Here is a 12,204-nt window from a genome sequence, read left to right as displayed (position 1 = left end):
GGTCGTGGGTTCTGTCGCCTGGATCGTGCTGTCGCTGTACTTCGCACTGATGATCGTGATCGGCTGGTGGGCCAAGTCCCGGGTGCACGACGCCCGCGACTTCTTCACCGCCGGCGGGCGGATGCCCTGGTGGCTCGCCGGCATCTCCCACCACATGTCGGGCTACAGCGCGGCCGTCTTCGTGGCGTACGCGGCCATCGCCTACACCACCGGCTTCGCCCTGTACGTCTGGTGGGCGATCGGCATCGTGTTCGCGATGGCGGTCGGTTCGGTGCTGTTCGCGCCGAAGTGGCCCCGGCTGCGGCAGCGCCTCGGCATCATCTCCCCGCTGGAGTACCTCACCACCCGCTACAACCTCCCCGCGCAGCAGGTGCTCGCGTGGAGCGGCGCGGCGCTGAAGATCTTCGACGTCGGCGCCAAGTGGACGGCCAGCGCCGTGCTGCTGAACGTCTTCGCCGGCGTGCCGCTGCACTGGGGCGTGCTGCTGACCGGCGGAGTGACGCTGGTCTACTCCACGGTGGGCGGGCTGTGGGCCGACGCGCTGACCGACCTGGGGCAGTTCGTCATCCAGCTCGCCGCCGGAGTGGCGATGCTGGTCGTCACCCTGTCCAAGCTCGGCGGGGTCTCGGCGGTCTGGACGATCTGGGACCGGCTGCCCGCCGGCCACGCCAAGCCGTTCGCCGGCAGCTACACCGTGGTGTTCTTCCTCGTCTACCTGCTGATCGACACGCTGTCCTACAACGGCGGCACGTGGAACCTCGCCCAGCGCTTCATCGCGGCCGGGAACGCCGCGCAGGCACGGCGCGCGGCCGTGCTGTCCGGCGCCCTCTACCTGGTGTGGCCGCTCGTGCTGTTCTTCCCGATGTGGGCCGCGCCGCTCCTGCTGCCCAACCTGAAGGCGCCGGAGCAGTCGTACGCCCTGCTCACCACGCACCTGTTGCCGAGCGGGCTGATCGGCCTGGTGCTGGCCGGGATGTTCGCGCACACGATGGCGATGACCTCCTCGGACGCCAACGCCATCTCCGCGGTGGTGGTACGGGACATCATTCCGGGGCTGATGCGCGGCCGGTCGAGCCTGAGTCCCCGCACCGAACTGACGGCGGGCCGGATCGCCACCTTCTCCTTCATCGCCCTGTCGCTGGTCATCGCGCTGACCTCCGACCACTTCGGTGGCGTCCTCGGCCTGCTCATCCTCTGGTTCGGCGCGCTCGTCGGCCCGATCGCGATCCCCATGCTGTTCGGCATGCTGCCCTGGTTCCGGCGCAGCGGTCCCTCGGCGGCGATCCTGTCCTGGGCGGCCGGCCTCATCGTGTTCGCGCTGACCAAGTACGTCTTCGACGGCCAGGTGGCGCGGCTCGGCGCGAACTGGGTGTCCACGGTCACCGTCGCCGGCCCGGTCATCGTGGCGTTCGTGGTGTTCACCGTGACCGGACTGGTGCGCCCGTGGCGGGACCCGGCCTCCGACGAGCTGATCGACGCGCTGGGCACGGACGGGGGCCCGGCGCCCGAACAGGCGATCGCCCATGCGTGACGCCCGCCGCTACCGGGAGCACCTGGAGAACGACGTCCTCGCCTGGTGGCTCGCGCACGGGCCGGACCGGGAGCTGGGCGGGGTGCACACCTGCTTCGCCAACTCCGGTGACACGCTGGTCTCCCCGGACAAGTACACCTGGTCACAGGGCCGGTGGGCGTGGCTTCTGGCCCGGCTCTCACGGGCCGCCCGGCGCGGGACGGTCTCCCTGGACGCCGACGACCTGCTCGCCCAGGCCGTCGCGACGGGCGAGTTCGTCGCCGAGCACGCCCTGCTCGGCGACGGCACGACCGCCTACGTGACGGCGGGGGACGGCACGGTCCGGCCGTACGGGCCGGACGGCGACCCGCACGCCAGTGTGTTCGCCGACCTGTTCGCCGCGCTCGGGTTCGCCGGGCTGGCGCTCGCCGACGGGGCGGCGGCCGGGCGGTGGGGCGGCCTCGCCGAGGAGCTCCTCGTGTCCGCGCACGAGCGGATCGCGGCCGGCACCGCGCGGACCGAGCCGTATCCGGTCGACCCGCGGTTCCGCGGTCTGGCCGAGCCGATGATGCTGATGCACGTCGCCGCGGAGCTGCACGCCGCGACCGGGTCGCGGCATGGCGGCCGGATCGCGCTGGCCGCCGCGCGTACCGCCCTGACCGGCGGCTTCGTCGACGGCACCGACGTACGGGACCTGGCGCTCCGGCGCCCGGGACCGGAGTCGTCTCTCCTGGCCCGGCACCGTACGCCCGGTCACCTGCTGGAGTTCGCCTGGTTCCTCACATGGGCCGCCGACCAGGTGCCCGCGGTCGCCGACGTCCTGCCGGACCCCGGCTGGCCGGCCCGTACGGCGCTGGCAGCGCTCGACCTCGGCTGGGACCGGCGCGACGGCGGCCTGCTCCGGTACGTCGACGTCGAGGGCGGCGCGCCACGGGGCGACCTGCTCGGCGACCCGTACGAGGACCTCGTCGTGCGGACGTGGGACACCAAGCTGTGGTGGCCGCACGCCGAGGCGCTGTACGCCACGGCGCTGCTCGCCGAGCGGCACGACGACGAGCGGCTCGGGGAATGGCACGACCGGGTACGCGACTACACGTTCCGTACCTTCCCGGAGGGGCCCGGCCGCGAGTGGACGCAGATCCGCGCGCGCGACGGCACCCCGCTGGACGAGGTCGTGGCCCTGCCGGTGAAGGATCCCTTCCACATCGCGCGGGCCCTGCTGCTGTTGGCCGAACTGGGGGAGAACACGAATTCCGATGCCCGACACCACCTATAAACCCGTCGTCCGCCGCCTGCCCGACACCGAGGCACTGGGCCGTGCCGCCGGGCGGGACATCGCCGACGCGCTCGTCCGCCTCCTGGCGGACCGGCCGGAGGTCCGGATGATCTTCGCCTCGGCGCCGAGTCAGGAGGCGGCCCTGCGGACGCTGGCCGGCCGGCCGGACATCGACTGGACGCGGGTCACGGCCTTCCACATGGACGAGTACCTGGGACTGGCCGCCGACGACCCACGGCGCTTCGGGAACTGGCTGCGTACGGCGCTGCTGGACCGGGTCCCGATCGGCGCCGCGCACCTGATCGACCCGGGCGACGACCCGGAGGTGACGGCGGAGCGGTACGCCGGGCTGCTGTCCGCGGCGCCGATCGACATCGTCTGCTGCGGCATCGGCGTCAACGGGCACCTGGCGTTCAACGACCCGCCCGCCGACCTGCACGACCCCGCGCTGGTGAAGGTCGTCGAACTGGACGAGGTCTGCCGCCGCCAGCAGGTCGACGACGGCTCCTTCACGACGCCGGACGAGGTGCCGCGGCGGGCCGTCACCCTCACCGTGCCGGCGCTGCTGTCCGCCGGCGAGGTGTTCTGCATGGTGCCGGGCGCCCAGAAGCGGGCGGCGGTCACCGGGGCCCTGTACGGCCCGATCGACGGCCGGCTGCCGGCGAGCGCGCTGCGCACCCACCCCCGCTGCACCATCTACGTCGACGAGGAGTCCGCCCCCGATGTCCGCTGACCCGACCCTGACCTATCTGCGCGAGGTCACCGCGCTGCTGGAACGCATCCACGAGGAGGAGTCCGAGGCGATCCTGCGGGCCGCCGACCGGGTCGCCGAGCAGGTACGGGCGGACCGGTTGGTGCACATCTTCGGGCCCGGCGGTCATTCGAACCTCGCCGCGCAGGAGGTCTTCTTCCGCGCCGGCGGGCTGATGCACGTCTCGGCCATCCTGGACGAGGGCACGCTGCTGTCCAACGGGGCGCTGCGGTCGATGGCCATCGAGCGCACTCCGGGGTACGGACGCGTCGTGATCGCCGATGCGGGGCTGACCCCCGACGACCTGCTGATCCTCGTCAACGCGTACGGCATCAACGCCGCGCTCATCGACGCCGCGCTGGAGGCGAGGGAGCGGGGCGTGACGCTGATCGGCGTCAGCTCGCGCGAGCACGCCGAGCGGACCGACCCGGATCACCCGGCCCGCCATCCGACCAAGGCGAACCTGCACGACCTGGTGGACATCGCGATCGACACGAAGGTGCCGATCGGCGACGCGCTGATCACGATGGACGGCGTGGCCGAGCCGCTCGCGGCGGTGTCCACGTTCGCCAACGCGTACGCGCTCAACGCCCTGGTCCTGCGCACCGTGCAGCGGCTGGTCGAGTCCGGGGTGGAGCCGCCGGTGTGGCGCAGCGGCAACGCGCCGGGCGGTGACGAGGCGAACTCCCGGTTCCTGGACGCCTTCCGCTCCCGGGTGCGGAAGCTGTGAGGCTCACCGGCCGCGACCCGGCGACCGGGCGTACGCTGCGGGTCTCCGTCGAGGACGGGCGGATCGCCGAGGTCCGCGCCACGGACGGACCGGCGGAGCTCTGGCTCGCGCCCGGCCTCGTCGACCTGCAGGTCAACGGCTTCGCCGGGCACGACGTCAACGCCGCCGACGTGGACGAGACGGTCGTGACGGAGCTGGTGCACGCCGTATGGCGCGCCGGAGTGACGACCGTGGTGCCGACCATCGTGACCGCGCCGGAGGAGGACATCCGGGCCGCGCTGTCCGCCGTCGCTCGGGCGCGCGCCGCCGATCCGCTGGTCGCGCACGCGATCCCGTACGCCCACGTGGAGGGGCCGTTCATCTCGGCCGAGGACGGCCCGCGGGGCGTGCACGACCCGCGGTACATCCGGCGTGCCGACCTGGAGGAGGTGCGCCGCTGGGGCGACCTCGTCGGGATGCTGACGGTCTCCCCGCACGACGACGCGGCGATCGACCTCATCGCCGGGGCCGTACGCCTCGGGGTGCGCTGCGCGATCGGGCACACGCACGCCGATCCCGCCCAGATCACCCGTGCCGTCGACGCCGGGGCCGAGCTGGCGACGCACCTCGGCAACGGAGCGCACGCCATGCTTCCGCGCCACCCCAACCACCTGTGGACCCAGCTCGCCGACGACCGGCTGTACGCCGGGTTCATCGCCGACGGCCACCACCTGCCGGCCGACGCCTTCCGGGCCATGCTCCGGGCCAAGGGGATCGAACGCTCCCACCTCGTCTCGGACACGACCGCGCTCGGCGGGATGTCGCCGGGGCGTTACCGGACCGCGGTCGGCGGCGAGGTGGAACTGTCCGAGGACGGCCGGCTGTCCTATGTCGGCACGCCCTACCTGGCCGGCGCGTCCCGGTCGCTGGCCGACGGGGTGGCCACCGCGATCTCCATGGCCGACCTCACCCTGTCCACCGCGCTGCGACTGGCATCGGCCAACCCGGGCCGGTTCACCGGCGGCCGCGGCGTGCTGCGGCCCGGGACGCCCGCCGACCTGATCACCTTCGCCTGGCGGCCGGGCGACACCACCCTGGACGTGCGCACGGTCGTCGTCGCCGGGACGCCGGTGGTGAGCCGGTGACCGCGCGGGTCGGGGCCGCGGTCCGCGACTGCACGCCGCCGCCCGGCCTGGCCATGTCGGGGTTCGCCGCCCGCACCGGACCGGCCGCCGGCGCGCACGATCCGCTCACCGTGCGGGCGCTCGCCGTGGACGACAGCGTCCTGATCACCGTCGATGCCTGCGGGCTGCACGAGGACTTCTGTGCCCGGGTCCGCGCCGAACTGGCCGACTGCGGGTCCGTAGTGGTCGCGGCGACGCACACGCACGGCGGACCGGCGACCATGCCCGGACGGCTCGGCGGCCCGGTGGACGCGGACTACCAGGCGCGGCTGTACGCGACGTGCGTGGCCGCCGCCCGCGCCGCTCGTTCGGCGCGCGAACCCGCGTCGATCGAGGTGGGAACCGGGCCGGACCCCGGGATCGCGCGCAATCGGCGGCGCGCCGACGGACCGGTGTACGCGCCGCTGGGCGTCGTCCGCTTCCGGCGGGCGGACGGCACCTGCGCCGCGTCGATCGTCGGCTACGCCTGCCATCCCGTCGTGCTCGGCGCGGACAACCGGCACTGGACGGCGGACTATCCCGGCGTGGTGCGCACGGTGATGGAGGAGGCCGAGCCGGGCTCGGTGTGCCTGTTCCTCACCGGATGCTGCGGCGAGCTCAACACCGGGCACAGCGCCTACGCGTCCATGTCGGCCGGCGCGTCGGCGGAGCGCACGTTCGCCGCGGCCGGGCGGATCGGCCGGCGGATCGCCGAGGCGGCGCTCGCCGTCCCGACCGCCAAGACCAACGCGGACGCCGGCACCGGAACGGGCGGGGCGTCGCAGGAGGTCCGGCTGCCCCTGCGGACGGCGGATCCGGCCGAGACGGCGGCCCTGGTCGCGCGGTGGGAGCGGGAGCTGCCGCAGGCCGACGCGGGCCGGCGTGAGCTGCTGCGCGCCTGGCTCGCGTGGGCGCGGGACGTCGCCCCGCGGACCCGGACGTCCTGGACCGGCCGGGTCACCGTGCTGCGGTGGGGGAGCCTGCGCCTGGTGGCGCTGCCGGGCGAGCCGTTCTCGGTGACCGCTCGCGACATCGCCGCCCGGGTGCCGGGCGACGTCATCGTCATCGGCTACAGCGACGGCTGCCCCGGCTACCTGCCGCCCGTCACCGAGCTCGACCAGGGCGGATACGAGGTGGAGGACGCACACCGCTACTACGGCATGCCGGCCCCGTTCGCGCCCGGCGCCGCCGAGTCTCTGGCCGACGCCGCCGTCGGCCTGGCGAGCGGCCTCTGACCGACCCCTCTACGCGCGACGCGGAGCCGCTGGCGGGGGAGCAGCCCGCGGTCGAGCGCCTGTCCCGTCACCGCACGAGAAGGGAACCGCATGTCGCGAAGATTCTGGGTGACGACCGTCGCCGCGTTCGCCGTGGCCGTGATGCTGGTGGGCTTCACCTGGGGCGGCACGACGCCCCGGGCGAACGCTCTCACCGGCGGGCGGCCGGCGGCGAGCACGCTGCCGAAGGGCACCGTCCTGGCGAGCTACCCCGGCGGCAACACCATCGACACGGAGATCAGGGAGAAGCGGCCGCGGGCCGACGGCTACTACCACGTCGACACCCCGGCGACGATCAGCCAGCTGAAGAAGCTCCACGTCAACACGTTCTTGTTCCTCGTCTGGCACTCGCCGGCCGACTGGCAGGACCTGAGCGGCGAGTTCATGGCCGCCGCGAAGCGGGCCGGCATCAACGTGTGGGCGTACATCGTCCCGCCGTCCGAGTGCGTCAGCTGGTGCTCACAGCCGTACAAGACGGACTACCTGTCCTGGGCCCGCGAGATCGCCCAGCTCTCGACCCGGTACCCGAACCTCACCGGGTGGGCGATCGACGACTTCACGAACGGGCAGAACTCGCAGACGTTCACACCGGACTACATGCGGCAGATCAAGCAGATCACCGACGGCATCAACCCCGACCTCGGGCTGTACACCACCGCCTACTACCCGACGGCCGTCAACGACGCCTTCTATGAGAAGTACGCGCCGTACATCCGCGGCATCATCTTCCCGTTCCGTGACTACCCGTACTACAACACGCAGGTCACCTCGACGCTCGGCCCCGAGCTGGACACGATCCTGCCGCACGCGGACAAGTACCACACCAAGGTGGTGCTGATGATCTACACGGGTCGGTACAGCACCTTCGACGAGCCGACCCCCGACTATGCGAAGCGCGCCCTCGACGTCGGGCTCGGCTACGCGCGCCAGGGCCGCATCGAGGGGATCGCCTCGTACGGCACGCCGCACCTGGGCGCCCCGGCCGTGAGCTCCGACCTGCTCGCCATGTACGGGCGCGGCAGCCTGGTGTTCCAGAACTACGGCGGCTCGACCCCGGCCGGCGCCTACGAGTCGGCGTCCCAGACCGTGCGCGTCGACCCCGCCGCGCCGCGCTACACCATCTCGCTCTGGCGCTACAACCGCTTCTACAGCACGCCGACGCCCGGGCGGCTCATGCAGGTGCTCGTCGACGGGCACGTCGTCTGGTCCTCCGACATCGCGACCGACATGTCCGGCGGCAACCACGAGTTCCGGTGGATGCAGAATGAGGGCCCGATCGAGATCGACCCGGGCTACCTGCGCGGCAAGAAGCAGGCGACGCTGACGTTCCGGCTGTACGAGGACCAGGCGGCGAACTACCGGTCGCTGACCGCGTTCGACACGGTCCAGACCTCCGGGTTCGACGTCACCGACCCCGGCTTCGAGACACCGGGCAGCTGGCAGACCGCGTCCACCTTCGGCAACCTCATCCCGGAGATGAACGTCTACGACGCCGACCTCCCCAGCCACGTCTTCCAGGCCGTGGCCAGGGCGTTCGCGTCATAACCGGTCGCACCGTCGGGCGGTCGGCCGCGCGCGTCGCGCGGCCGACCGCCCGGTCGCTCCAGAGCTGTCCGTCGGGGATGTTCGCGAGTCCGAGGGTGTCCACAGAACGCGATAGGGCCGGCATCGGCACCGGTATTTGGAGAACTTCATGAGACTGCACCGACTCGTCCCGCTCTCGCTGACCGCCGCCTGTGCGGTCGTCATGGCGCCGGCCGTACCCGCTGTCGCCTCGCCCGCCGCCACGACGGCGACACAGCCCGCCTTGACGTCGGGCAGAGGGCTACCACCTGAATACGAGCGGGCCCTGTTCGCGAGTACCTACGCCAGCCTGCGGGACCGGGTGAGTGAGCGGGGATACGCGCCTACGTCGCTCAAGGGCTACTACGGGGGGATGTACACCCGGGACGCGTCGGTCAACGCCCTGGCGTTGATCTTGGGCCGTGATTACCCGCAGGCCCGGAGGATCCTGCGGTACATCCTGGGCTACACGGCCGCGTCGGGGCAGCCGACCATCCCGCACCGGATCTTCCCGTTGAGTGACACCCTCGCCCCAGACGGGCAGCAAACCCAGGTCGGACACGCGGTCGTCGGCCTGGGCGGGGGCCGTGAGTTCACCCAGTCGATGCCGGCACCCGGGATCGTGACCGCCGTGGACGCATGGCTGAGCCGGTCTACGGCGGCGCACGGCACGGTCACCGCGACGCTGCGTGCGGTGCGGGACTCCCGGAGCGTGGTGGTCGACAAAGCCACACTGCCGGTCAGCGAGCTTCCCGCGAACGGAGGCTGGGTGACCTTCCGGTTCGCGCCGCCGCTGTCGACCGGGGTGCCCTCGGGCGGGTACACCTTGTCCCTCTCCGGCACCGGCTCCTCCGGTGGGGTCACCTGGTGGGGAGATGCCAAGGCGGGCGCGGCTTTCCGGGAGCACACGCACGACTTCGCCCTCTCCGGCTACGACGCGTGGGATGAGGTCGACGAGAAGTACAGCGTGCTGCTCGCCTGGGCCCGGTACGTGCGGGCCAACCGCGGCGACCGCGCCTTCGTCGCACAGACGTGGCCGCTGGTGCGCGAGTACGCCGACCACCACCTGAACCAGCCCGGGTACCTGTCGGACGAGCTGAACCTCATCCGCAACCCGATCCTGGACGACGAGGGGTACAACAACGTCTACGACCTGCTGACCAACACCGTTACCGCACAGGCTCTCCACGAGTTGGTGCCCTTGGCGGGGCAGTTGGGCGCCGCCGACGACGCGCACCGGTGGGCACAGACCGCGGACCGGATCTCGCGCGGGATCAAGCAGAACCTGATCACGAACGTCGACGGGAAGCCCGTCTACGGGGCGTGGTACGACGGAAAGGACCCGGCCGAGTTCACCGCGGGGTGGACGTTCGTCAACCTCTCTCCCATCGCGTTCTCGTGGTACGGCCTCGACCGAACCATCATGCGGAACACCGTCGCGGCGTACATGGCCCATGAGAGCCGAGACTGGTCCGGAGTACGCATGTTGTCCTCGATGTCGGACTACGCATTCACCGGCCACAACGACTGGGTCCTCACCAAGGGGCTGGCCTGGGAATGGGCCCAGGCCCACCAAGCCGGAGACACCGCCAGGATCGGCCAACTCGACCAGTTCCTGCGGCACTATTACCCCGACGTCACCCAGCCCATCAGCGAGGGCTGGATCCTCGACAGCGACGGCTCCCTGAGAGTCACCGACCCGGGCAACCAGGAGCACGCCGGTTGGTTCGCCGTCATGCTGCTGGAGAACTACCCGACGCTGCGCGGCCATCACTGACGGTTCTCCCTACCTTCGCCTCGTCACCGCGAAGGGACGGCCGGCCGCGCGAGGAGCGCGGCCGGCCCCCGCCATCACTCGGCCTGGGGGAAGCGGTAGCTGACGCGCTCCGCCGTCTGCGGGCGCGGCCACCGCGACGTGACGACCTTGCCTCTCGTGTAGAAGGCCACGCCTTCGGCGCCGTGGACGTGCGTGTCGCCGAACAGCGAGGCCTTCCAGCCGCCGAAGGAGTAGTACGCCATCGGCACGGGGATCGGCACGTTGATGCCGATCATGCCGACGGCGACCTGCCGTTCGTAGCGCCGCGCGGCCTCGCCGCTGGAGGTGAACAGCGCGGTGCCGTTGCCGTAGGGGCTTCCGTTGACGAGCGCGATCGCGTCCTCGAACGTCGCGGCCCGCAGGACCACCAGGACGGGTCCGAAGATCTCCTCCTGGTAGATCGGGTGGTCCGGCGTGACATGGTCGAAGAGGCAGGGGCCGACGAAGAAGCCGTCGCCGGGGTGCGCCGCGCGGCCGTCGACGACCAGGTGGGCGCCCGCGGCCACCCCCTGCCCGACCAGGTCGACGACCCGGTCCCGTGCCGCCGCGCTGATCAGCGGTCCCATCTCGCTGCGCGGGTCGTCGGCCGGTCCGACCCGCACCGAGCGGGCCGCGGCGGCGAGCCGGTCGACCAGAGGGTCCGCGACGTCGCCGACGGCGACGACCGCGGACAGCGCCATGCACCGCTGCCCGGCCGAGCCGAAGGCCGCCGAGGCGATCTGCCGGACGGTGTCGTCGAGGTCGGCGTCGGGCAGGACGACGGCGTGGTTCTTCGCGCCGCCCAGCGCCTGCACCCGCTTGCCCGCTGCGGTGCCACGGCCGTAGACGTACTCGGCCACCGGAGTCGAGCCGACGAACGACACGGCGGCCACGTCGGGGTGGTCGAGCAGCGCGTCGACCACCGTCTTGTCGCCGTGCACCACGTTGAACACCCCGTCGGGCAGGCCCGCGTCGGCGTACAGCTCCGCCACCCGCACCGACGCGGACGGGTCCCGCTCGCTCGGCTTCAGCACGAAGGTGTTGCCGCAGGCGATCGCGATCGGGTGCATCCACAGCGGCACCATGACCGGGAAGTTGAACGGGGTGATCCCCGCGCACACCCCGACCGGCTCCCGCAGCGAGTGCGAGTCCACGCCGGTGGAGACGTGGGGAGAGTAACCGCCCTTGAGCAGGTGGGGGATGCCGCACGCGAAGTCCACCACCTCGCGTCCGCGGACGACCTCCCCGCGTGCGTCGTCGATCGTCTTGCCGTGCTCGGCGGCGACGATCCGCGCCAGCTCGTCCTCGTGACGCTCCAGCAGGTCGCGGAAGGCGAACAGCATGCGGACGCGGCGGGTCAGCGACATGCCGGACCAGGTCTCGTACGCCTTGAGCGCGGCGGCCACCGCGTCGTTCACCTCCGCGGTGCCGCCGAGCGGCACCTCGGCCTGCGGGACGCCGGTGGCCGGCTGCCATACCGGGGCGGTCCGGCCGCTCACGCCGCGGGCCGGCGCCCCGGCGATCCAGTGGTCGATCGTGCGCATCAGGGTTCCTCTCACAGGTGGTGGCGCTGGGCGCGCCGGGCGGTCTCGTACGAGGCCCGGGCGGCACGCGTCGTGTCGAGCGCGGACGTCTCGGCGACCGGTACGTCCCACCAGGCGCCGGAGTCCGGAGCGGGGACGAGCGGGTCGGTCTCGATCTGGATGACGGTCGTGCGCGGGGACTTCTTCGCCGTGGCCAGCGCGTCGCGGAGCCCGTCGACCGTGCAACACCTCGCGCTCCGGAGCGGCGAGCTTCACAGGCGGCCGGGCCGTCCGTCCCGTACGGCCTGGCGGACCGTTTGGTAGCCGGCGTCGAAGCGGCGCTGGAAGCCGACATGGAGCGGGACCGCGGCGGCCGTGACCTCGGCGAGGACGTCCCGCGTCTCGTCGATGTCGCCGGCCACCGGCTTCTCGCAGAAGATCGGCAGACCGGCGCGGACACCGGCGCGGATGTGCTCGGCGTGCGTGCCGGTGGGGGTGGCGTCCGGCCTGCGCCGAGAAGCCCAATGCGCATGGAGTTGCTCGCCTTCGGTGGTCGGTGTCCGACCGATGGGGGATGACCAGGTAGTTCTATCCACGCCACGGCGGAAGAGTCAATACTTTGTCCTGACATGCTGACGTA

General features: G+C 72.2%; 10 protein-coding genes. 8 read left to right on the top strand and 2 right to left on the bottom strand.

Annotation, left to right across the window (positions count from 1 at the left end; all coding sequences use genetic code 11):
• Positions 1–4: 4 nt before the first annotated feature.
• The 8 genes from QSK37_RS16525 to QSK37_RS16490 all read left to right on the top strand — a co-directional run bounded on the left by QSK37_RS16525 (position 5) and on the right by QSK37_RS16490 (position 10,023).
• Positions 5–1,531, top strand: a complete 1,527-nt coding sequence (locus QSK37_RS16525) for a sodium:solute symporter family protein (RefSeq protein ID WP_285621518.1) — start codon at positions 5–7, stop codon at positions 1,529–1,531.
• Positions 1,524–2,786 carry an AGE family epimerase/isomerase gene (locus tag QSK37_RS16520; RefSeq protein WP_285621516.1) on the top strand — a complete coding sequence of 421 codons (1,263 nt, stop codon included), beginning with the start codon at positions 1,524–1,526 and terminating at the stop codon, positions 2,784–2,786. The genes QSK37_RS16525 and QSK37_RS16520 overlap by 8 nt, the downstream gene beginning before the upstream one ends.
• A complete protein-coding gene (locus tag QSK37_RS16515) occupies positions 2,767–3,519 on the top strand; it encodes a glucosamine-6-phosphate deaminase (RefSeq protein ID WP_285621513.1) in 753 nt (250 codons plus the stop codon). Before QSK37_RS16520 ends, QSK37_RS16515 begins: the two co-directional genes overlap by 20 nt.
• A complete protein-coding gene (locus QSK37_RS16510) occupies positions 3,509–4,267 on the top strand; it encodes a sugar isomerase domain-containing protein (protein ID WP_285567546.1) in 759 nt (252 codons plus the stop codon). The genes QSK37_RS16515 and QSK37_RS16510 overlap by 11 nt, the downstream gene beginning before the upstream one ends.
• Positions 4,264–5,391 carry an N-acetylglucosamine-6-phosphate deacetylase gene (locus QSK37_RS16505; RefSeq protein ID WP_285621510.1) on the top strand — a complete coding sequence of 376 codons (1,128 nt, stop codon included), beginning with the start codon at positions 4,264–4,266 and terminating at the stop codon, positions 5,389–5,391. The genes QSK37_RS16510 and QSK37_RS16505 overlap by 4 nt, the downstream gene beginning before the upstream one ends.
• On the top strand, positions 5,388–6,644 hold the full coding sequence (locus QSK37_RS16500; RefSeq protein WP_285621507.1) for a hypothetical protein: 1,257 nt from the start codon (positions 5,388–5,390) through the stop codon (positions 6,642–6,644). Before QSK37_RS16505 ends, QSK37_RS16500 begins: the two co-directional genes overlap by 4 nt.
• Before the next feature lie 90 nt (positions 6,645–6,734).
• The gene (locus QSK37_RS16495) at positions 6,735–8,228 is read left to right on the top strand and encodes a hypothetical protein (RefSeq protein WP_285621504.1); all 1,494 of its coding nucleotides are present in this window, start codon (positions 6,735–6,737) and stop codon (positions 8,226–8,228) included.
• Between the two features lie 148 nt (positions 8,229–8,376).
• Positions 8,377–10,023, top strand: a complete 1,647-nt coding sequence (locus tag QSK37_RS16490) for a hypothetical protein (RefSeq protein WP_285621501.1) — start codon at positions 8,377–8,379, stop codon at positions 10,021–10,023.
• A 74-nt stretch (positions 10,024–10,097) separates the two neighbouring features.
• Here the strand turns inward: QSK37_RS16490 and QSK37_RS16485 are convergent, their stop codons facing one another.
• Both QSK37_RS16485 and QSK37_RS16480 read right to left on the bottom strand, forming a co-directional pair.
• On the bottom strand, positions 10,098–11,588 hold the full coding sequence (locus tag QSK37_RS16485; RefSeq protein ID WP_285622023.1) for a CoA-acylating methylmalonate-semialdehyde dehydrogenase: 1,491 nt from the start codon (positions 11,586–11,588) through the stop codon (positions 10,098–10,100).
• A gap of 248 nt (positions 11,589–11,836) precedes the next feature.
• On the bottom strand, positions 11,837–12,160 hold the full coding sequence (locus tag QSK37_RS16480; RefSeq protein WP_285621499.1) for a Gfo/Idh/MocA family oxidoreductase: 324 nt from the start codon (positions 12,158–12,160) through the stop codon (positions 11,837–11,839).
• Between the last annotated feature and the right edge of the window lie 44 nt (positions 12,161–12,204).

Origin of the sequence: Actinoallomurus iriomotensis (assembly GCF_030269445.1) — a bacterium.
Lineage (GTDB): Bacteria > Actinomycetota > Actinomycetes > Streptosporangiales > Streptosporangiaceae > Actinoallomurus > Actinoallomurus iriomotensis.
The sequence above is the reverse complement of the archived record's forward strand: the minus strand, read 5'-3'. Positions and strand labels throughout refer to the sequence as shown.

Bases quoted from the DNA above. Each gene is read 5' to 3' on its own strand.
- QSK37_RS16490 (WP_285621501.1), top strand. From the start codon at position 8,377: ATGAGACTGCACCGACTCGTCCCGCTCTCGCTGACCGCCGCCTGTGCG.
- QSK37_RS16520 (WP_285621516.1), top strand. From the start codon at position 1,524: ATGCGTGACGCCCGCCGCTACCGGGAGCACCTGGAGAACGACGTCCTC.
- QSK37_RS16515 (WP_285621513.1), top strand. From the start codon at position 2,767: ATGCCCGACACCACCTATAAACCCGTCGTCCGCCGCCTGCCCGACACC.
- QSK37_RS16510 (WP_285567546.1), top strand. From the start codon at position 3,509: ATGTCCGCTGACCCGACCCTGACCTATCTGCGCGAGGTCACCGCGCTG.
- QSK37_RS16495 (WP_285621504.1), top strand. From the start codon at position 6,735: ATGTCGCGAAGATTCTGGGTGACGACCGTCGCCGCGTTCGCCGTGGCC.